Origin of the sequence: Pseudomonas sp. XWY-1, assembly GCF_002953115.1 — a bacterium.
In the GTDB taxonomy this organism is placed as follows: Bacteria; Pseudomonadota; Gammaproteobacteria; order Pseudomonadales; family Pseudomonadaceae; genus Aquipseudomonas; species Aquipseudomonas alloputida.
The window spans coordinates 5,777,452-5,797,837 of sequence record NZ_CP026332.1 but is presented as its reverse complement, the minus strand read 5'-3'; the positions used below and the strand labels follow the sequence as shown (position 1 = coordinate 5,797,837).

The 20,386-nt window shown below is 62.7% G+C and carries 19 protein-coding genes and 2 pseudogenes; 9 read left to right on the top strand and 12 right to left on the bottom strand.

Annotated features, from left to right (window positions below; translation table 11 throughout):
- Positions 1–4 precede the first annotated feature (4 nt).
- Positions 5–1,546: an APC family permease gene (locus PRJ_RS27090; protein WP_104962820.1), complete on the top strand. Its 1,542-nt coding sequence runs from the start codon at positions 5–7 to the stop codon at positions 1,544–1,546.
- 131 nt (positions 1,547–1,677) lie between these two features.
- On the opposite strand, the gene gmk is transcribed toward PRJ_RS27090, so the two are convergent.
- The gene (gene gmk / locus PRJ_RS27085) at positions 1,678–2,298 is read right to left on the bottom strand and encodes a guanylate kinase (RefSeq protein WP_010955795.1); all 621 of its coding nucleotides are present in this window, start codon (positions 2,296–2,298) and stop codon (positions 1,678–1,680) included.
- Between the two features lie 13 nt (positions 2,299–2,311).
- The gene (locus tag PRJ_RS27080; RefSeq protein ID WP_010955794.1) at positions 2,312–3,175 is read right to left on the bottom strand and encodes a YicC/YloC family endoribonuclease; all 864 of its coding nucleotides are present in this window, start codon (positions 3,173–3,175) and stop codon (positions 2,312–2,314) included.
- Positions 3,176–3,402: 227 nt separating this feature from the next.
- Here PRJ_RS27080 and rph point away from each other — a divergent pair, with 227 nt between their 5' ends.
- Both rph and PRJ_RS27070 read left to right on the top strand, forming a co-directional pair.
- Complete coding sequence (gene rph / locus PRJ_RS27075; protein ID WP_003253397.1) at positions 3,403–4,125, top strand: ribonuclease PH; 723 nt, start codon at positions 3,403–3,405, stop codon at positions 4,123–4,125.
- A 23-nt stretch (positions 4,126–4,148) separates the two neighbouring features.
- Complete coding sequence (locus PRJ_RS27070; protein WP_003253399.1) at positions 4,149–4,517, top strand: DUF4870 domain-containing protein; 369 nt, start codon at positions 4,149–4,151, stop codon at positions 4,515–4,517.
- 33 nt (positions 4,518–4,550) lie between these two features.
- Here the strand turns inward: PRJ_RS27070 and PRJ_RS27065 are convergent, their stop codons facing one another.
- A complete protein-coding gene (locus tag PRJ_RS27065) occupies positions 4,551–5,330 on the bottom strand; it encodes an exodeoxyribonuclease III (RefSeq protein ID WP_003253401.1) in 780 nt (259 codons plus the stop codon).
- 80 nt (positions 5,331–5,410) lie between these two features.
- On the opposite strand from PRJ_RS27065, the gene pyrE reads away from it, so the two are divergent.
- On the top strand, positions 5,411–6,052 hold the full coding sequence (gene pyrE, locus PRJ_RS27060) for an orotate phosphoribosyltransferase (protein ID WP_003253405.1): 642 nt from the start codon (positions 5,411–5,413) through the stop codon (positions 6,050–6,052).
- Positions 6,053–6,211: 159 nt separating this feature from the next.
- On the opposite strand, the gene argB is transcribed toward pyrE, so the two are convergent.
- From argB to coaBC, 4 genes and pseudogenes are all read right to left on the bottom strand, one after another.
- Positions 6,212–7,117 carry an acetylglutamate kinase gene (gene argB / locus PRJ_RS27055; RefSeq protein WP_004575216.1) on the bottom strand — a complete coding sequence of 302 codons (906 nt, stop codon included), beginning with the start codon at positions 7,115–7,117 and terminating at the stop codon, positions 6,212–6,214.
- Positions 7,118–7,147: 30 nt separating this feature from the next.
- A pseudogene (locus PRJ_RS27050) lies at positions 7,148–8,515 on the bottom strand (phosphomannomutase/phosphoglucomutase); the annotation flags it as partial.
- A 144-nt stretch (positions 8,516–8,659) separates the two neighbouring features.
- On the bottom strand, positions 8,660–9,115 hold the full coding sequence (gene dut, locus PRJ_RS27045) for a dUTP diphosphatase (protein ID WP_021785242.1): 456 nt from the start codon (positions 9,113–9,115) through the stop codon (positions 8,660–8,662).
- A 5-nt stretch (positions 9,116–9,120) separates the two neighbouring features.
- Positions 9,121–10,332: a bifunctional phosphopantothenoylcysteine decarboxylase/phosphopantothenate--cysteine ligase CoaBC gene (coaBC, locus tag PRJ_RS27040; RefSeq protein WP_003253409.1), complete on the bottom strand. Its 1,212-nt coding sequence runs from the start codon at positions 10,330–10,332 to the stop codon at positions 9,121–9,123.
- A gap of 125 nt (positions 10,333–10,457) precedes the next feature.
- On the opposite strand from coaBC, the pseudogene radC reads away from it, so the two are divergent.
- Positions 10,458–11,152: pseudogene (gene radC, locus PRJ_RS27035) on the top strand (DNA repair protein RadC).
- 134 nt (positions 11,153–11,286) lie between these two features.
- On the opposite strand, the gene PRJ_RS27030 reads toward radC, so the two are convergent.
- On the bottom strand, positions 11,287–12,876 hold the full coding sequence (locus tag PRJ_RS27030) for an ABC transporter substrate-binding protein (protein WP_104962818.1): 1,590 nt from the start codon (positions 12,874–12,876) through the stop codon (positions 11,287–11,289).
- A 361-nt stretch (positions 12,877–13,237) separates the two neighbouring features.
- On the opposite strand from PRJ_RS27030, the gene rpmB reads away from it, so the two are divergent.
- Complete coding sequence (gene rpmB / locus PRJ_RS27025) at positions 13,238–13,474, top strand: 50S ribosomal protein L28 (protein ID WP_003253504.1); 237 nt, start codon at positions 13,238–13,240, stop codon at positions 13,472–13,474.
- An 11-nt stretch (positions 13,475–13,485) separates the two neighbouring features.
- Positions 13,486–13,641 carry a 50S ribosomal protein L33 gene (rpmG, locus tag PRJ_RS27020; protein ID WP_003253507.1) on the top strand — a complete coding sequence of 52 codons (156 nt, stop codon included), beginning with the start codon at positions 13,486–13,488 and terminating at the stop codon, positions 13,639–13,641.
- A gap of 67 nt (positions 13,642–13,708) precedes the next feature.
- Here rpmG and PRJ_RS27015 read toward each other — a convergent pair whose 3' ends face one another.
- Both PRJ_RS27015 and PRJ_RS27010 read right to left on the bottom strand, forming a co-directional pair.
- Positions 13,709–13,912, bottom strand: coding sequence for a hypothetical protein (locus PRJ_RS27015; protein ID WP_064493079.1), 204 nt, complete (start codon positions 13,910–13,912; stop codon positions 13,709–13,711).
- 83 nt (positions 13,913–13,995) lie between these two features.
- Positions 13,996–14,355 carry a cupin domain-containing protein gene (locus tag PRJ_RS27010; RefSeq protein ID WP_003258971.1) on the bottom strand — a complete coding sequence of 120 codons (360 nt, stop codon included), beginning with the start codon at positions 14,353–14,355 and terminating at the stop codon, positions 13,996–13,998.
- 196 nt (positions 14,356–14,551) lie between these two features.
- On the opposite strand from PRJ_RS27010, the gene PRJ_RS27005 reads away from it, so the two are divergent.
- Both PRJ_RS27005 and PRJ_RS27000 read left to right on the top strand, forming a co-directional pair.
- A complete protein-coding gene (locus PRJ_RS27005; protein ID WP_010955785.1) occupies positions 14,552–16,045 on the top strand; it encodes an aldehyde dehydrogenase in 1,494 nt (497 codons plus the stop codon).
- Positions 16,046–16,155: 110 nt separating this feature from the next.
- On the top strand, positions 16,156–17,295 hold the full coding sequence (locus PRJ_RS27000; RefSeq protein WP_003253511.1) for an MFS transporter: 1,140 nt from the start codon (positions 16,156–16,158) through the stop codon (positions 17,293–17,295).
- Between the two features lie 34 nt (positions 17,296–17,329).
- On the opposite strand, the gene PRJ_RS26995 is transcribed toward PRJ_RS27000, so the two are convergent.
- Together PRJ_RS26995 and PRJ_RS26990 are read right to left on the bottom strand one after the other, a co-directional pair.
- A complete protein-coding gene (locus PRJ_RS26995) occupies positions 17,330–18,883 on the bottom strand; it encodes a phospholipase D family protein (protein ID WP_104886905.1) in 1,554 nt (517 codons plus the stop codon).
- Between the two features lie 61 nt (positions 18,884–18,944).
- Positions 18,945–20,375: a PLP-dependent aminotransferase family protein gene (locus PRJ_RS26990; protein ID WP_162497232.1), complete on the bottom strand. Its 1,431-nt coding sequence runs from the start codon at positions 20,373–20,375 to the stop codon at positions 18,945–18,947.
- Positions 20,376–20,386: the final 11 nt, after the last annotated feature.

Here is a 20,386-nt window from a genome sequence, read left to right as displayed (position 1 = left end):
ACTCATGAGCAATTACACAGAAGCCGGCCGCCCACCCGATGTGGCGGCCGACGCGGGCAACACTCAGCGCAGCAAAGGCCTGGCCAAGGGCCGGTTGGGGCTGCTGGCCAGCGTGGTGCTGGGCATTTCCACCATCGCCCCGGTCTATACCCTGACCGGCGCCCTTGGCCCTACCGTGCGAGAGGTGGGTGCCCACCTGCCTGCCGTGTTCATCGTGGGCTTCCTGCCGATGCTGCTGGTGGCGCTGGGCTATCGCGAGCTGAACTCGGCGGAGCCTGACAGCGGTACTTCGTTTACCTGGTCGGCGCGTGCATTCGGCCCGATGATCGGCTGGATCGGCGGCTGGGGACTGGTGGTTGCCACCACGATCGTGCTGTCGAACCTGGCAGGTGTGGCGGTGGATTTCTTCTACCTGTTCCTTGGCCAGATCACCGGCAAGCATGAGCTGGCAGCGTTGGCCGACAACCTGTTGATCAATATCGTTACCTGCTGCATGTTCATTGGCCTGGCAGTGTGGATTTGCTGTCGGGGTATCGCCACCACAATGACCGTGCAGTACGGCTTGGTGGCCCTGCAGCTGCTGGTGTTGATCGGCTTTGCGTTCGCCGCTTTCGGCGGCACTACCGCGCCGCCACCGCTGGCCTTCGATTTCGCCTGGTTCAACCCGTTCGGTGTCGAGTCGTTCTCGGCCTTTGCCGCTGGCCTGTCACTGTCGATCTTCATCTTCTGGGGCTGGGACACTTGCCTGACCGTCAGTGAAGAATCGGTGGGCAGCGAAGAGGTGCCGGGCAAGGCCGCTACCTGGACCGTGATGTTGATCCTGGGCCTGTACCTGTTCACCGCCATCGCCACCCTGCAGTTTGCCGGTATCAGTGAAACGGGTCTGGGCCTGAACAACCCGCGCATCCAGGAGAACGTTTTTGCCCACCTGGCCGGCCCGGTCATGGGGCCGCTGGCGATCCTGATGTCCATCGCCGTGCTGGCCAGTACGGCGGCGTCGCTGCAGTCCACCTTCGTGGCGCCGGCGCGCACCCTGTTGGCCATGGGTTATTACGGTGCGGTACCGCAGAAGTTCGCCAGCGTCTGCCCGCGCTCGCAAACGCCGCGCTATGCCACCATCTGCGCCGGCGTGGCCGCAGGCCTGTTCTACGTGACCATGCGTACGCTGAGCGAGAACGTACTGGCAGATACCATCACTGCACTGGGCATGATGATCTGCTTCTACTATTCGCTGACCGCGTTTGCCTGCGTCTGGTATTTCCGCGACAGCCTGTTTGACAGCCTGCGCCACTTCATCATGCGCGGCCTGTGCCCGCTGGTGGGTGGGGTGATCTTGTCGGTGATCTTCGTGCGTACCGCCATCGACAGTGCTTCGCCGGACTTTGGCAGCGGCTCGCATGTGGGCGGGCTGGGGCTGGTGTTCGTGATTGCCGCGATCATCTCGGTGCTTGGCATCGGCCTGATGATGCTGTCGCGCATGCGTGCGCCGGCGTACTTCCTCGGGGCTACCCTGCGTCAGCAGGCTACCTTGCCGCTGCAGGACTAAACCATTGGGGCCGCTCAGCGGCCCTTCGCGGGCACGCCCGCTCCCACAGGTGCGGCACAAGCCTCAAGGCAGTGATCAATCCGTGGGAGCGGGCGTGCCCGCGAAGGGCTGCAATGCAGCCCCATCGATCTTCAGCCGATCATTTGCTTGAGCAATGCCGCATGACGCTGCTGCTGCTTCTTTAGCAGCAGCCGATTCGAGCGGAACACTGCTTTCAAGTCTGCCAGCGCCGTGTCGAAATCATCATTGATGATGACGTAGTCATACTCGTCGTAGTGCACCATCTCGCTGACCGCTTCCTTCATGCGCCCGGCAATGATCTCTTCGCTGTCCTGCCCGCGTCCGTCCAGGCGGTGGCGAAGCGCCTCCTGGCTTGGAGGCAGGATGAACACCGACAGCGCCTGTGGCATCAGCTTGCGCACTTGCTGTGCACCTTGCCAGTCGATTTCCAGAATAAGGTCGTAGCCCTGGTCCAGGGTCTGCTGCAGCGCGCTGCGTGAAGTGCCGTAGAAGTTGCCGAACACTTCGGCATGCTCCAGAAAGTCACCTTGCGCGATCAGCGCCTTGAATTCCTCGTGGACGACGAAGTGATAGTTCACCCCGTGCTGCTCGCCCGGGCGCATGGCGCGGGTGGTGTGCGAGACCGAGACGCGGATCTGCTGGTCGTCTTTGGTCAGGGCGGTGACCAGGCTGGTCTTGCCGGCACCCGAGGGGGCCGAAACGATGTAGAGGGTGCCGCTGCTGTGGTTCATGGTCGGGGTGGCCTTACTCGATGTTCTGTACTTGTTCACGCATCTGTTCGATCAATACCTTCAGGTTGACCGCCGCTTGCGTGCTGCGTGGGTCGAAGGCCTTGGAGCCGAGGGTGTTGGCTTCGCGGTTGAGTTCCTGCATCAGGAAGTCCAGGCGTCGGCCTGCGGCGCCGCCACCCTTGAGCACGCGGCGCACTTCGGTGACGTGGGTGCTGAGGCGGTCGAGTTCCTCTGCCACGTCGCTTTTCTGGGCCAGCAGTACCATCTCCTGCTCCAGGCGCTGTGGGTCCAGTTCGGCTTGCATGTCGCCGAAGCGGTCGAGAATCTTCTGCCGCTGCGCCGCCAGCATCTGCGGCACCAGGGCGCGCAGGGTAGTGACTTCGCTGGCCATGTTGTCCAGGCGTTCGTTGATCAGCCGGGCCAGTTCCTGGCCTTCGCGCTGGCGCCCGGCCTTGAGTTCGGCCAGCGCTTCGTCGAACAGCGCCATGGCTTCGGCGTTCAGTGCCTGGGGGTCGCTGGTGTCGGCCACCAGCACGCCTGGCCATGACAGCACTTCCAGCGGGTTCAGGGGGGCCGGCTGCTTGATCAGGCCAGCCACTTCCTCGGCGGCGGCAACCAGTTGCGCGGCGCGCTCATGGTCCACTTTCAGCGGTTTGCCATTGCTGTCTTCGTTGAGGCGCAAGGTGCATTCCACCTTGCCGCGTGACAGGCCCTGGCGCAGGCCTTCACGTACGCCGCCTTCGAGGTCGCGCAGGGCCTCGGGCAGGCGCAGGTGCGGCTCCAGGTAACGGTGGTTGACCGAACGCAGCTCCCAGACCAGGGTGCCTTGGCTGCCGGCGCGCTCGACACGAGCAAAAGCGGTCATGCTGTGCACCATGGGAAGTACCTCGCGTAATGAATGAACGGTGGGAGCCTCTCGGCTGCAAGGCGCAGGATTGTAGCGCAGTGTCGCCGTGGCGCCCAATCCGCCTATGTTACTGACGGGTGGCTACTGCGGTAGGAAAAGGCGACGGGCTGTGCCGGGCGCGACAATAGGCATGTCTTCCCCGGGCTGCGGGCTCTATAATGCTCGGCAGATTCAAAGTCCCAGTACAGGTATCCCAGATGAAACGTCCAAGTGGTCGCGTTGCCGATCAGCTCCGCTCGATCCGCATCACCCGCAACTACACCAAGCACGCCGAAGGGTCGGTACTGGTCGAGTTCGGTGACACCAAAGTCATCTGCACGGTCAGCGTTGAAAACGGTGTACCGCGCTTCCTCAAAGGCCAGGGCCAAGGCTGGCTGACCGCCGAGTATGGCATGCTGCCGCGCTCCACCGGCGAACGTAACCAGCGCGAAGCCAGCCGTGGCAAGCAGGGTGGCCGCACCCTGGAAATCCAGCGCCTGATCGGCCGTTCGCTGCGCGCCGCGCTGGACATGAGCAAGCTCGGTGACATCACCCTGTACGTCGATTGCGACGTGATCCAGGCCGATGGCGGTACCCGTACCGCGTCCATCACCGGCGCCATGGTTGCCTTGTGCGACGCTTTGGCAGTGATCAAGAAGCGCGGCGGCCTCAAGGGCGGCAACCCGCTCAAGCACATGATCGCTGCCGTGTCGGTAGGCATGTACCAGGGCGAAGCGGTGCTCGACCTGGACTACCTGGAAGACTCCGCAGCCGAAACCGACCTGAATGTGGTCATGACCAGCGCTGGTGGTTTCATCGAAGTGCAGGGTACTGCCGAAGGCGCACCGTTCCAGCCGGAAGATTTCAACGCCATGCTCGCTTTGGCGCAGAAGGGCATGAACGAGATTTTCGAACTGCAGCAGGCAGCACTGGCTGACTGAAACCAGCCAAGGAGGTGCGGGGCATGAGCGATTCGAACCTGTCGATCACCCCGCCCAATGCCGAAATCCGGCAATGGGCGATGTTCTGCCACCTCTCCGCGCTGTTGGGCCTGGTAGTGCCGCTTGGGCACCTGCTGGGCCCGCTGGTGCTATGGCACCTCAAGCGCGAGCAAGACCCTTTTATCGACGCCCAGGGCAAAGAGGCGCTGAACTTTCAGATCAGCGTGACCATTGCCGGGTTCATCTGCTTCCTGCTGATGTTCGTGTTTATCGGGCTGGTGCTGTTTGCCATGCTCACGGTGGCAGTGATGATATTGATCATCATTGCGGCGGTGCGGGCGAATGAGGGCAAGCCTTATCGCTACCCGATGATCTGGCGGCCGATCAAATAACCATTGGGGCTGCAACGCAGCCCCAATGGCCTTTTAGATGGTCAGCGTCCAGTCATAGTCGACGATCAGCGGCGCATGCTGGGAGAAGCGTGGCTGACGCGGCAGGCGAGCGTTGCGTACGAAGCGGCGCAGGCCCGGGGTCAGGATCTGGTAGTCGAACCGATACCCCAGGTTGAGCATCTCGGCCTGCTCGTTGTCCGGCCACCAGCTGTACTGGTCGCCTTCACGGCTGACTTCGCGCAAGGCATCGACATACCCCATCTCGCCAGTGATGGCATCCATCCAGGCGCGTTCTGGCGCCAGGAAGCCCGGCGACTGCTGGCTGTCACGCCAATTCTTGATGTCGAGCTTCTGCTGCGCCACGTAGAACGAGCCGCAATAGATGTATTCGCGACGCTTGCGACGCTGCTTGTCCAGGTACTTGGCGAAGTCGTCCATCAACTTGAACTTCTGGTTCAAGTCTTCGTCGCCGTTCATGCCCGAAGGCAGCAGCAGGCTGGCAATACTGACTTTGTCGAAATCTGCTTGCAGGTAACGCCCGTAGCGGTCGGCTGTCTCGAAGCCCAGGCCGGTGATGACTGCCTTGGGCTGCATGCGCGAGTAAAGGGCCACACCACCTTGGGCAGGCACCTCCGCGTCGCAGGCATAAAGGAAATAGCCATCGAGCTGGAAAGCTGGGTCGTCGAGTTCAAAGGCCGAGGCGCGGGTATCCTGAAGGCAGATGACGTCGGCATTCTGGGCTTGCAGCCAGCTGAGCAAACCACGCTCGGCCGCAGCCTGAATGCCATTTACGTTCACACTGATGATCCGCATAAATGGCCCCAAAAATCTCGTGCGTGTATGATACCCGAGCTCAACCCATTTAGCTAAATCCGTGGTGTCCGGGACTATTCATGCAGCCGTATCAGCGCGACTTTATCCGTTTTGCCATCGATCGCGGGGTACTGCGTTTCGGTGAATTCACCCTGAAATCGGGGCGTACCAGCCCGTATTTCTTCAATGCCGGCTTGTTCAACACCGGCTCCGCACTGGCTGAGCTGGGGCGTTGCTACGCCGCCGCCATCGTCGACAGCAAGATCCCGTTCGATGTGCTGTTCGGCCCGGCCTACAAGGGTATCCCTTTGGCGGCGACTACCGCCGTGGCCCTTGCCGACCAGCATCAGCTGGACGTGCCATGGTGCTTCAACCGCAAGGAAGCCAAGGACCATGGCGAAGGTGGCAGCCTGGTCGGCGCGCCGCTGGCCGGTGACGTGCTGATCATCGACGACGTGATTACTGCCGGTACCGCCATTCGTGAGGTCATGCAGATCATCAACGCCCAGCAGGCCAAGGCCGCTGGTGTACTGATCGCGCTGAACCGTGAAGAGCGCGGCAATGGCGAACTGTCGGCGATCCAGGAAGTGGAACGCGACTTCGGTATCCCGGTGGTCAGCATTGTTTCGCTGACCCAGGTGCTGGAGTTCCTGGCTGACGATCCACAGCTGAAACAGCATCTGCCGGCTGTCGAGGCCTACCGGGCGCAGTACGGGATCTGATCCTGGCCCAGGAATGAAAAAGGCGACCTTCTTCAGAGGGTCGCCTTTTTTTGTGCCGCCTGATCTGGCCCTTTCGCGGGTAAACCCGCTCCTACACGGGGATTTCCTTTGTAGGAGCGGGTTTACCCGCGAAGAGGCCAGTGCAGGCTAACCGATCAATCAGCGCGGCTTGCGGTTGGTAATCAGGGTGCCCACGCCGCTGTCGGTGAAGATCTCCAGCAGCACTGCATTCGGCACGCGGCCATCGATGATGTGCGAGCTGTTCACGCCGCCCTGCACCGCATCCAGCGCGCACTTGATCTTCGGCAGCATGCCGCCATAAATGGTGCCGTCAGCGATCAGTTCGTTGACCTGCTCGGTGGTCAGGCCAGTCAGCACCTGGCCCTGCTTGTCCATCAGGCCGGCGATGTTGGTCAGCAGCATCAGCTTCTCGGCCTTCAGCGCTTCGGCCACCTTGCCCGCCACCAGGTCGGCGTTGATGTTGTACGACTCGCCGTTGGCACCCACGCCGATTGGCGCGATGACCGGGATGAAGTCGCCCTTCACCAGCATGTTCAACAGGTCGGTGTTCACGCTCACCACTTCGCCCACGTGGCCGATGTCGATGATTTCCGGAGTGGTCATCTCAGGCGTCTGGCGGCTGACAGTCAGCTTGCGGGCGCGAATCAGCTCCGCGTCCTTGCCGGTCAGGCCGATGGCGCTGCCGCCGTGGCGGTTGATCAGGTTGACGATGTCCTTGTTGACCTGGCCGCCCAGCACCATCTCCACAACGTCCATGGTCGCCGAATCGGTGACGCGCATGCCGTCGATGAAGTGGCTTTCGATCGACAGGCGCTTGAGCAGGTCACCGATCTGCGGGCCACCGCCGTGGACTACCACCGGGTTGATGCCCACAGCCTTCATCAGCACGATGTCACGGGCGAAGCCCGTCTTGAGCTCCTCGCTCTCCATCGCGTTGCCGCCGTACTTGATCACCAGGGTCTTGCCGACAAAGCGGCGGATGTAAGGCAGTGCTTCGGACAAAACCTCGGCTACATGGGAAGCGGCATCGCGATCGAGGGTCATGCAGGGCTCCTGTAAGGAACAGATAGTCGGTCAGAACGGCAGTTGCAGCTCAGGCTCTACCCGCAGCAACTGGGTGCGGAAAACATCCTTGATACGTTGCAATTCGGCGTCGCTGTCGGCCTCGAAACGCAGCACCAGCACCGGGGTGGTGTTGGAGGCGCGAACCAGGCCCCAGCCGTTGGCGTAGTCGACCCGCACACCGTCGATGGTGGTCAGGTTGGCTTCGCCCCAGTCGGCGTCGCGTTGCAGTGCATCAATGATGCTGAATTTACCCTCGTCGGTCACATCAATATTGATTTCCGGCGTGGAAATGTCGTTCGGGAAGGCGGCAAACAGGTTTTCGGCGCTCTGCTCGGTCTTGCTGAGGATCTCCAGCAGGCGCGCGGCGCTATAGATGCCGTCGTCAAAACCGTACCAGCGTTCCTTGATGAAGATGTGACCGCTCATCTCGCCTGCCAGCAGCGAACCGGTCTGCTTCATCTTCTTCTTGATCAGCGAATGGCCGGTTTTCCACATCAAGGCGCGGCCACCGTGCTGTTCGATCAACGGGGTCAGGCGGCGGGTGCATTTGACGTCGAAGATGATCTCGGCGCCCGGGTTGCGCGACAGCACGTCCTGGGCAAACAGCATCAGCAGGCGGTCGGGGTAGACGATGCTGCCGGTGTTGGTCACCACGCCGACGCGGTCGCCGTCACCGTCGAAGGCCAGGCCGATATCGGCACCGGTTTCCTTGACCTTGGCGATCAGGTCCTCGAGGTTTTCGGGCTTGCCCGGGTCCGGGTGGTGATTGGGGAAGTTGCCGTCGACCTCGCAGAACAGCGGGATCACTTCGCAGCCCAGGGCTTCGATCAGTTGCGGTGCAACCACGCCAGCGGCGCCGTTGCCGCAGTCCACCACCACCTTGAGCTTTTTCGCCAGCTTCACGTCGCCGACAATCTGCTTGAAGTAGCGGTCGAGGATCTCGACCTTTTCCACGCGGCCTTGGGCCAGGGTCAGGTCGTTGGTTTTCAGGCGGGTCAGCAGGGCCTGGATCTGTTCGTTGGCCAGGGTGTCACCGGCGATGACGATCTTGAAACCGTTGTAGTCCGACGGGTTGTGGCTGCCGGTCAGCATCACACCAGACTTGCCGGCCAGCACGTTGGCTGCGTAGTACAGCGCCGGGGTGGGCACCAGGCCGATGTCGCTGACGTGGCAGCCCGCATCGACCAGGCCTTTGATCAGCTGTTCCACCAGCATCGGGCCCGACAGGCGGCCATCGCGCCCTACCGAAACCTGCGGTTCGCCCTGGGCCAGGCTTTGCGCGCCGATGGCGCGGCCGATCCAGTAGGCGGTTTCGGCGTGAAGGGTCTTGCCGACCACGCCGCGGATGTCATATGCGCGGAAAATGCTGTCGGGCAATGCGGCGGGGACCAGGTGGGCCATGTCGTTCATCTCTGGAAGCTCCATTAGTCAAAGGCTTTCTGGGCAGGCGCAAACTGAACGCTTGGACGGTGGTTTCGCCAGAGAGTTCGCCATCCTTGGCCTGAACGGTCATTTGCCGGCTCAGTGGCTGCCGGAGTGACCGAAGCCGCCAGCGCCACGCTGGCTTTCGTCGAACGCTTCGACGATGTCGAAGTGAGCCTGCACCACCGGCACCAGCACCAGCTGGGCGATACGCTCGCCAACCGCGATGGTGAACGGCGTGTTGCCGCGGTTCCAGCACGACACCATCAGTTCGCCCTGGTAGTCCGAATCGATCAGGCCGACCAGGTTGCCCAGCACGATGCCGTGCTTATGGCCCAGGCCCGAGCGCGGCAGGATGACTGCCGCCAGGCCCGGGTCGCCGATGTAGATCGACAGGCCGGTAGGAATCAGAATGGTCTGGCCCGGTTCGAGGATGGTGTCTTCCTTGAGCAGGGCGCGCAGGTCGAGGCCAGCGGAGCCGGGGGTGGCGTATGCGGGTAGCGGGAATTCGCTGCCCAGGCGTGGGTCGAGGATCTTGGCTTGAAGAGCGTGCATGTAACTTATTGAACCTGGTTGAGCCGTTCGGCGATGAAGGCGACCAGTTGCCGGGCGATCTTGCCCTTGCTGGTCTGCGCGAAGAGGGTCTGGTGCTGCTGGCGGTCGATCACGGTCAAGGCGTTTTCTTCGCTGTTGAAGCCGATGCTGGGGTTGGCCACATCATTGGCGACGATCAGGTCGAGGTTCTTGTCCTTGAGCTTGCGCGTGGCGTAATCGAGCAGGTGCTCGGTTTCGGCGGCAAAGCCGACGCTGAACGGGCGGTCGGCGCGGCCAGCAATGGTGGCAAGGATATCGGGATTACGCACCATCTGCAGCAGCATGCCGTCGCCGGTCGTAGGATCTTTCTTCAGTTTTTGTGTGGCAACCACTTCGGGGCGGTAGTCCGCAACCGCTGCCGAGGCGATGAACAGGTCGCACGGCATGGCCGCTTCACAGGCCGCGAGCATGTCCCGCGCGCTGACGACGTCGATGCGGCTGACCCGGTCAGGGGTTGGCAAGTGCACAGGGCCCGTGACGAGGGTCACCCGAGCCCCTGCTTCGGCGGCCGCTTCGGCCAGGGCGAAGCCCATCTTGCCGGAGCTATGATTGGTGATGTAGCGCACCGGGTCGATGTTTTCCTGGGTCGGCCCGGCGGTGATCAGCACGTGCTTGCCGGTCAGTGCCTGGCGCTTGAAGCTTTCCGCGGCGCACCAGGCCAGGTCGGTGGCTTCGAGCATGCGCCCCAGGCCGACGTCGCCACAGGCCTGGCTGCCGGATGCCGGGCCGAACACCTGAATGCCACGGCTCTTGAGCAGCTCGAGGTTGGCTTGGGTGGCCGGGTCACGCCACATGGCCTGGTTCATCGCCGGCGCCACGGCGACGGTGGCGTCAGTGGCCAGCACCAGGGTGGTCAGCAGGTCGTCTGCCATGCCCTGGGCCATGCGTGCCATGAGGTCGGCGGTGGCTGGGGCGATCAGCACCAGGTCCGCCCACTTGGCCAGTTCGATATGGCCCATGGCAGCTTCGGCGGCCGGGTCGAGCAGGTCCATGTGTACGGGGTGGCCCGACAGCGCCTGCAGGGTCAGCGGGGTGATGAATTCTGCACCACCCCGGGTCATGACGACGCGCACCTGCGCGCCGTGCTCCAGGAGACGGCGAATCAGCTCGGCGCTTTTGTAGGCGGCAATGCCGCCACCCACGCCGAGAACGATGCGCTTGCGATACAGCCGCTGCATAGGCTTGCCTTTTTCCAGTGAGAGCGGGCGACGACGTTTGAAATGCCTGCGGCGGAACGTCGCATGTACGAGGCGAAATAGATTAACACAGGGCCGAAATGGGCCGCAGCAAAGGCAGGGGTGGAATGAACATCAGGGAGTGGCCGGCGCAAGAACGGCCTAGGGAGAAGTTGTTGCAGCGAGGGGCAGGGAGCCTGACAGATACGGAGCTGCTGGCCGTTTTTCTCGGCTCAGGCGTACGTGGGCGTAATGTCGTGGAGCTTTCGCGAGGCTTGTTGGTGAAGTTCGGCAGCTTGCGCCGGTTGCTGGAGGCTGACCGCGAGGCCTTCGTCGGCGAGCTTGGGTTGGGCCCGGTGAGGTACAGCCAGCTGCAGGCACTGCTTGAGATCGGCCGCAGGCACCTTGCAACGTCGATTGAGCGGGAGTCTGCCATGGACAGCCCGGCAGCGGTGCGACGCTACTTGAAAGCCATGCTCAGGCATGAGGCCAGCGAGGTGTTCGGGTGTCTGTTTCTCGATACCAAGCACCGGCCACTGGCATTTGAGATCCTGTTCAGGGGCACGATAGATCGGGCGAGTGTCTATCCGCGAGAGGTGGTGCGGCGGGCATCGGAAGCTCCACGTCTGCAACGTTTCCAAACATATACCATAAGTGCCACAACCATCCTTCAGGGATCAGTGAACCGAGTCAGGACGATGTGCATTTGACCCTGACGTTGAAGCGGGGGTTGGCGTTGATCGACGTGCGGGTGCTGGATCACATCATCATCGGTGACGGGGAGCCATTGTCGATGGTCGAGCATGGGTGGATTGTGGCCTGAGGGAGTACTGAGAGCCTTATAGGGTCAGTACGGGCCCTTTCGCGGGTAAACCCGCTCCTACAGGGGTAGCGCCAACTGCCAGGCTGGCGCTGTCCTGTAGGAGCGGGTTTACCCGCGAAGAGGCCGGTACAGGCTTACTTGGTCACCGTCACCTTGCTGAAATCCAGCCGCCCGAACGGGCTCACCTGGTACCCCTCGACGCCTTGGCGCAGCAAGGTCGCTGCCGTCGGGTGCGCCAGTGGCACCCACAGCGCCTGCTGCTGGATCAGTGTCTGCGCCTGCTGGTACAGCCGGCTGCGTACGCTCTGGTCGTTGGTGGTGCGCCCGGCGCTGATCAGCTGGTCGAGGCGGCTGTCGCAGAAGCGTGCGAAGTTGGTTCCTGACTCGACCGCCGCACAGGAAAACTGCGGGCTGAGGAAGTTGTCCGGGTCGCCGTTGTCGCCCGCCCAGCCCATGAACAGCAAGTCATGCTCGCCGGCCTTGGCGCGGCGGATAAGCTCGCCCCATTCGATCACGCGGATCTCCGCTTTAACGCCAATCTTCGCCAGGTCGGCTTGCAGCATCTGCGCGCCAAGGCTGGGGTTGGGGTTGAGCAGGCTACCCGAGGGCCGGGTCCAGATGGTGGTACTGAAGCCTTCGGCCAGGCCGGCCTTGGCCAGCAGGGCCTTGGCTTTCTTCAGGTCCAGCGGGTAGCCGGGCAGGTCCTTGGCGTAGCTCCAGGTATTGGGCGGGTAGGGGCCATTGGCAGCCACCGCAGAGTCTTCGAACACGGCCTTGAGGTAGGCTTGCCTGTCGAAGGCCAGGTTGATCGCCTGACGCACTTCCGGCTTGTCCAGCGGCGGGTGCTGGCTGTTGATGGCGACGAAGGCAGTCATGAATGCCGGGGTGGTAGCCACCTTGAGGTTACCGTCCTGGCCCGCTTCGGCAATGTCCAATGGCTTGGGCGACAGGGCAACCTGGCACTCGCCACGCTTGAGCTTCTGCAGGCGCACATTGGCATCGGTGGTGATGGCGAAGATCAGCGGGTCGACCGCCGGCTTGCCGGCGAAGTAGTCCGGGTTGGCGCGGTAGCGCACCACGGCGTCTTTCTGGAAACGCTGGAACACGAACGGCCCGGTGCCGATCGGTTGGTTGTTGAGCTTCTCCGGCGTACCGGCCTTGAGCAGCTTGTCGGCGTATTCGGCGGAGTAGATCGAGGCGAAGCCCATGCTCAGGGTGGCCAGGAAGGTGGCGTCCGGGTGGCTGAGGGTGAAGCGCACGGTGTTCGGCGACGGTGCCTCGATCGCCTTGATCAGGCTGCCCAGCTGCAGCGATTGGGCATGCGGGTAGCCGCCCGGCGCAGTCTTGTGCCAGGCATGGGCCGGGTAGAGCATGCGCTGGAAGCTGAACAGCACGTCGTCGGCATTCAGCTTGCGGCTTGGCTTGAAGTAGGGGGTGCTGTGAAACTTGACGTCATCGCGCAGGGTGAAGTCATACACCAGGCCGTCGGCCGATACCGTCCAGCTGGTCGCCAGGCTCGGCACCACCTTGCCTTGCGCCGCATCGAACTCCACCAGGCGGTTCATCAGCACGTCGGCGGTGGCGTTGGTGGTGGTGAGCGAATTGTACTGCACCACGTCGAAGCCTTCGGGGCTGGCCTCGCTGCAAACGCTCAGCGGAGCGGCCTGGGCAACGCCGGCGGCGAACAGGGAGGTGAACAATAAGGAAAGTGCGGCGACACGCATGGTGGCTCCTTGGCTGTCAGTGGCCCATCTGCCAGTGCAGTCTGGAAAAGGCTTACCCTAGTGCGCCCGCCGGCAAATGACCACACCCTTTTTTGCAAATCTTGCGACGAGCGGTCGACGACTGGCGGGGCCTGCCGCTATGCTGGCCCGGCGCGTTCTGGCTAGCGGTAATGTGCATCTACTGTTGTTGCAGCCAAGTCTTTCTGGTATAAAGCAGCGCTCTTTTCTAGGGGCTCGGCCTGTCGCATAAGCGGATCCGGTCGATAAGGCCTCCAGAATCACGGCGCCCAGGCGCCAAAGACTGAGAGATTAAGCGGCCAACCCATGCCGGGTTGGGCATGTGGTTTTAGAGGGCTGAGTCATGTCGAGAGTCTGTCAAGTTACTGGTAAGGGTCCAGTAACCGGGAACAACATTTCCCACGCAAACAACAAAACCCGTCGTCGTTTCCTGCCGAACCTGCAGCACCACCGTTTCTGGGTTGAATCCGAGAAGCGTTTCGTGCGTCTGCGCGTTTCCGCCAAAGGCATGCGTATCATCGACAAGCGCGGCATCGACGCCGTTCTGGTTGACATCCGTAAAGCTGGCGCCAAGGTTTAAGGGAGAGCATCATGCGTGAATTGATCCGTCTGGTTTCGAGTGCCGGTACCGGCCACTTCTACACCACCGACAAGAACAAGCGCACCACCCCGGACAAAATCGAGATCAAGAAATATGATCCGGTTGTTCGCAAGCACGTGGTGTACAAGGAAGCCAAGATCAAGTAATTGATCGGCGACCTGAAAAAAACCCGCATCCGAAAGGAAGCGGGTTTTTTTTTAGCTGCTGTCAGGGTCAGTTGAAGCTGAAGCTCTGGATCATCAGGTCGGCGTCGGCCTTGATCTGGATGCGCGCGGCGTCGTAGTCGCGGGTGGATATCTCGTTGGGGCCAACAACGCGAGCGCGCCCGGTGAGGGCGCGGATGGTTTCTTTCAGCTCCGGCACGTAGCGGGTGCCGACCAGGTGGGCGAGGGTTTGCAGAACTTCTTCGTTGGTCATGCTGATTTTCCTTGTGAGGCTGAATGGCCCGAAACGGGCAGGGTCATCCTCACGCATGCCTGCAAACTCCCTGCGCTACATAGTTATTTCTGCTCGAACATCACATAGATCTTGCGGCACGGCTCCAGCACCTCCCAAGTGCCTTTGAAGCCGGCGGGGATGACGAACCGATCGCCGGCACGCAGGGTTTTCGCCCCACCGTCCTGGTCGCGCAGCACCGAAACGCCCTGAACGATCTCGCAGTATTCGTGCTCGGTGTAGTTCACTGTCCACTGGCCCACCTCACCTTCCCATACGCCAGCGGCAAACTGCCCGCACGGGCTGGAATAATGGTTGTAGACCGCCTGGTCCGGCTCGCCCTTGAGGATTTTCTCTGCAGCCGGGCGGTAGCGTTCGGCCTCGGTGATGACCTGCGCGAAGTCGATGATGCTATCAATACTCATGGTTCGGCTCCTGTTGTTGTTTAATAAAATGAACATCAGTAGGCTTTTGAGCCTCTCGTGTCAAATATATTGATAGTTTACACCGGCTGGTTTAGGGTATCGCTTGCCAGTGTGCGCTTGGCGCCCGGCCAGAATTCTGACAACGCCTGTGAGTCCTCAGTGCGGCGTTGCACCTAAACAAGAGGAGGAGTTTCGTATGACCACCCTGACCCGTGCGGACTGGGAACAACGTGCCCAGCAACTGAAGATCGAAGGCCGTGCCTTCATCAACGGCGAATACACCGATGCCGTATCCGGTGAAACCTTCGAGTGCCTGAGCCCGGTCGACGGACGCTTCCTGGCCAAGGTTGCCAGCTGCGACCTGGCCGATGCCAACCGCGCTGTTGAAAACGCCCGTGCCACCTTCAACTCCGGCGTGTGGTCGCAGCTGGCCCCCGCCAAGCGCAAGGCCAAGCTGATCCGCTTCGCCGACCTGCTGCGCAAGAACGTCGAAGAGCTGGCGCTGTTGGAAACGCTGGACATGGGCAAGCCGATCGGCGACTCCTCCAGCATCGACATCCCAGGTGCGGCCCAGGCCATTCACTGGACTGCCGAAGCCATCGACAAGGTCTACGACGAAGTTGCCCCGACCCCGCATGACCAGCTTGGCCTGGTTACCCGCGAACCCGTGGGTGTGGTTGGTGCCATCGTGCCGTGGAACTTCCCGCTGCTGATGGCCTGCTGGAAACTCGGCCCTGCACTGGCCACCGGTAACTCGGTCGTGCTCAAGCCGTCCGAAAAATCGCCGCTGACTGCCATCCGCATCGCCCAACTGGCGATCGAAGCCGGTATCCCGGCTGGCGTGCTGAACGTGCTGCCAGGCTATGGCCACACCGTGGGCAAGGCACTGGCCCTGCACATGGACGTGGACACCCTGGTGTTCACCGGTTCGACCAAGATCGCCAAGCAGCTGATGGTTTACGCGGGCGAATCGAACATGAAACGCATCTGGCTGGAAGCCGGTGGCAAGAGCCCGAACATCGTCTTTGCCGACGCCCCGGACCTGCAAGCAGCCGCCGAGGCCGCCGCCAGCGCCATCGCCTTCAACCAGGGCGAAGTGTGCACTGCAGGTTCCCGCCTGCTGGTCGAGCGTTCGATCAAGGACAAGTTCCTGCCGATGGTGGTAGAGGCCCTGAAGGGCTGGAAGCCAGGCAACCCGCTGGACCCGCAGACCACTGTCGGTGCCTTGGTCGATACCCAGCAGATGAACACCGTGCTGTCGTACATCGAGGCTGGCCACAAGGACGGCGCCAAGCTGCTGGCCGGCGGCAAGCGCACCCTGGAAGAGACCGGCGGCACCTACGTCGAGCCGACCATCTTCGACGGCGTGACTAACGCCATGCGCATTGCCCAGGAAGAAATCTTCGGCCCGGTGCTGTCGGTGATTGCCTTCGACACCGCCGAAGAAGCCGTGGCCATTGCCAACGACACCCCGTATGGCCTGGCCGCTGGTATCTGGACTTCGGACATTTCCAAGGCCCACAAGACCGCCCGTGCCGTGCGTGCAGGCAGCGTCTGGGTCAACCAGTACGATGGTGGCGACATGACCGCGCCGTTCGGTGGCTTCAAACAGTCGGGCAACGGCCGTGACAAGTCGCTGCACGCACTGGAGAAGTACACCGAGCTGAAGGCGACCTGGATCAAGCTGTAACCCGGTAGGTCCTTTTCGCGGGCAAGCCCGCTCCTGCAGGTCTTCGCGACCGTTGCAGGAGCGGGCTTGCCCGCAAATGGGCCCCTGGAAATATTGGCTGGGAGGCTGTAATGCGTTGGGGTACCTACTTCGCCGTACTGGCATCGGTGCTCAGTGTCGGGCTGGCGCTTGGCGTGAGCATGCCGCTGGTGTCCCTGCGCCTGGAGGCCTGGGGCTACGGCAGCTTCGCCATCGGCGTGATGGCGGCAATGCCGGCGTTGGGCGTACTGGCCGGCGCCAGCCTGGCCAGCCGCCTGGCAGGTTGGGTTGGCGTACCTTCGGCGATGCGCCTATGCCTGTGGGGCGGGGCGCTGTCGATTGGCCTACTCGCGCTGCTGCCTAGTTACCCGTTATGGCTGCTGCTGCGGCTGATGATCGGCATGTCTCTGACCGTGGTGTTCATCCTCGGCGAAAGCTGGATCAACCAACTGGTGGTCGAACAGTGGCGTGGCCGGTTGGTGGCGCTGTATGGCAGCAGCTACGCCCTGAGCCAGTTGGCCGGGCCGTTGGTGCTGGGTTTCCTCGGCTCTGATGACGACTTCGGCTTCTGGGCGGCGACCGGCCTGCTGCTGGCCGCGCCGCTGGTTCTGCTGGGGCGTGGTGGAGCGCCGAGCACGGAAGCCTGCAGTGTCACCTTTGGCGACCTGTTCGCCTTCTGCCGACGCTTACCGGTAATTGCCTGGGCCATTGCCCTGTTCGCCTCGTTCGAGGCGATGATCCTCACCTTGCTGCCGGTGTATTGCCTGCAGCAGGGTTTCAGCACCGAAATCGCCTTGTTCATGGTGAGTACCGTGGTGGTGGGTGATGCAGTGCTGCAATTGCCCATCGGCGCGCTGGCCGACCATATGTCGCGACGTACCCTGTTCACTGGCTGTGCGGTGACCCTGCTGGTGTCCAGCCTGGCGATCCCGCTGCTGTTGCACACGCCGGTTATCTGGCCGTTGTGGGTGTTGTTCGGCGCCAGTGCCGGCGGCTTGTTCACCTTGTCGCTGGTGCTGATCGGTGAGCGCTACCGCGATGATGAGTTGGTACGGGCCAATGCCCACGTGGCCCAGCTGTGGGGTATTGGCTGTTTGCTCGGGCCGTTGTTGGCGGGGGCGGGGAGCCAGTGGATCAGCGGGCATGCGTTGCTGTTCCTGATGGCGGCCGGGGCTGCGGGGTTGGTGGTATTGACCCGGCGGCGCGGAGCCTTTGAGCCGGTTTCTGCCTGATGATTTTGGGGGCCGCAAGGCCCCGGAATCGCCGCTATAGCATCTTCTCCAAGCCAACCGCCTTGCTGATCCAGGCATTGAACCGCCGCCAGACCCCACCCGGCTCAGACGTCAGCACGTGCCGTTGGCCATTGTCCTCGGTCGCCCACACCAGCTTGTTGCCTATCAGTTTCACCTGATAGCTCAGCGCAGGCGCCATACCCTGCTGGGCTAGCTCGCGGGTGTATTCGGCAAGCTCCGGGCTGTCCACCAGTACCCCGACCTCGGTGTTCCACAATACTGAGCGCGGGTCGAAGTTGAACGAGCCGATGAAGGTCTTGCGCCGGTCGAACACGATCGCCTTGGTGTGCAGGCTCGAATCCGAGCTGCCACGAAAACTCAATCGCCCCGCGCTGGGGTCGCCTGGCTGGCGGCGAAGCTCGTAAAGCTGCACCCCGTGCTCAAGCAAGGCACGACGATAGGGGGCATAGCCTCCATGCACTGCCGGCACGTCGGTGGCTTCAAGCGAGTTGGTCAGCAGCTTCACCGAAACGCCAGCGTCGGCGCGGCCGGTCAGGTACAGCAGCCCCGGTTCGCCTGGTACAAAGTAGGCCGATGCCAGGACCAACTCGCGGTGCACGTTAGCCAGGTCCGGAGCCAGTTGCTGGCTCAGCAGTAATTGCGGGTCCGGTTCGTCTTCGGCCAACACCTTGCTGGGCGCATCCCATAGGGCCTGTGCGTGAGCCCAGATCAGCTCGTTGCGCCACACATCCAGGCGCGGCTGCGACTGATAGGCCATCAAGCGGTCGTACAGGGCCTTGCGCTGGGTCCTGGCTTTGGCCAGCGACACTTCCAGGCGCTGGCGGCTGGCCCGCAGGTCGTTGGCATCCGGGTCATGCCAGAGGAAATCGGTGATCGGCCGGCTGAGGGCGCTGTTCCAGTACTGGTCGAAGCTGTGCCCCAGCTGCTCGGCCACCGGGCCCACGCCCAGCAGGTCGATGTCGGTGAAGTTGAGGTTGGGCTCGGCATCGAAATACTCGTCGCCCAGGTTGCGACCGCCGACGATGGCCATGCTGTTGTCCACCAGGAACAGCTTGTTGTGCATGCGTCGGTGCTGGCGCGACAAGTTGAACAGCCGGCCCACGGCGCGCGTAACGCCGGTACTGCGCCCCAGATGCAGTGGGTTGAACACGCGAATGTGGATGTTCGGGTGGGCATCGAGGGTGCCCATGACGGTGTCCAGGCCGTCGCTGGTGGTGTCGTCGAGCAGGATGCGCACGCGCACGCCACGGTCGGCGGCGCGCAGCAGTTCATGCACAAGGGCGCGGGTACTGAGGCCGTCGTGGACGATGTAGTACTGCAGGTCGATGCTCGCCTGGGCGTTGCGTATCAGTTCGGCGCGGGCGCGAAATGCCTCGTTGCTGTTGGGCAGCAGGCGAAAGCCCGAGCGGCCGCCATAGGGCGCGGCCTGGCGCAGCACCGAGCGGCCAAAGGCCGATTCGTGGGCAGGCAACGCCTGGCTGGTTTCCCGGGGCGCGCTGATGCTTGTGCAACCGGCAAGGCCGAGCAACAACACCAGCAGCAGAGGCAAGGCTCGCTGGAGTCTCAAGGGTGGACCGTCCTGTTACAGCAAGGGCTTTAGGGGTTTGACCGTGACGGGCGGCGTAAAGTTACGCGTCGGCGCTTTCGTCATCCAGTAGACGAAGGGCGGTTTCACCAACCTTGCGCACGGAGGCTTCGATCTGCGGCGTTGGCCTGGCGGCGAAATTCATGCGCAGGCAGTGGCGAAACTTGCCCGAGGCCGAAAAGATGCTGCCCACGGCAACCTGCACGCCCTGCTCCAGTAAAGCGCGGTTCAGCCGAAGCGTATCGAGATGTTCGGGTAATTCCACCCACAGCATGAAGCCGCCCTGGGGCCGGCTGACCCGGGTGCCCGCCGGGAAGTAGCGGGTCACCCAGTCGCCCATCAGGTCGCGGCCACGCTGGTACTGGCTGCGCATGCGCCGTACATGGGGCTGGTAGTGCCCGGCGGCGATGAAGTCAGCGATGGCCAGCTGAGGCTGGCTGGCGGTGCTGCCGGTGCTGATGTATTTCATGTGCAGCACGCGCTCCAGGTAGCGCCCGGGCGCCACCCAGCCGATCCGCAGGCCAGGCGCGAGGGTTTTGGAGAACGAGCTGCAGAGCAGCACGCGGCCATCGTCGTCGAACGACTTCAGGGTGCGTGGGCGTGGGTAGGTATAGGCCAGGTCGCCGTACACATCGTCTTCCAGAATCGCCACGTCATAGCGTTGGGCGAGGCTCAGCAGGGCCTTCTTGCGTGCCTCAGGCATGATGTAGCCCAGCGGGTTGTTGCAGCTGGGGGTGATCTGGATGAGCTTGATCGGCCACTGCTCCAGGGCCAGCTCCAGCGCCTCCAGGCTGATGCCGGTGACCGGGTCGGTGGGGATTTCCAGCGCTTTCATGCCCAAGCCCTTGAGGGTTTGCATGGCGCCGTGGAAGCTGGGCGAGTCGACCGCGACGATGTCGCCTGGCTCGCAGACTGCGCGGATGCTGCATGACAGCGCCTCATGGCAGCCGGTGGTGATCACCAGGTCGGCCGGCCCCAGGCGGCAGCCGGAGTCGAGCATCAGCCGGGCCACCTGTTCGCGCAGGGCCAGGTTACCGTGGATGTTGTCGTAGTACAGGCCAGGCATGTCCTGGCGCCGGCTCAACTGGGCAAGGCTGCGCAGCAGCGGCTTCAGGGTAGGGCTGTCGATGTCGGGCATGCCGCGGCCGAGTTGCACCACATCATGGCGCGGCGTACTGCGCACCAGCTCCAGCACCTGTTCCCACTGCGAGATGTCCACCGGGCGCTGGGCCGGGCGGCTGACTGCGGGCAGTGCCGGCAACTGCCGTTGGTCGCTGACGAAGTAGCCGGACTTGGGCCGCGGCGAGACCATGCCGCTGTCTTCGAGCATGCGATAGGCCTGCTGCACGGTGCTCAGGCTGACCCCGTGCTCCTCACTCAGTGCGCGTACAGACGGCAGGCGCTGGCCAGGGCGATAGAGGCCCTGCTCGATGCGGGCGCCGAGTATTTCGGCGAGATTCAGGTAGAGGGTCAAGGCATACTCCT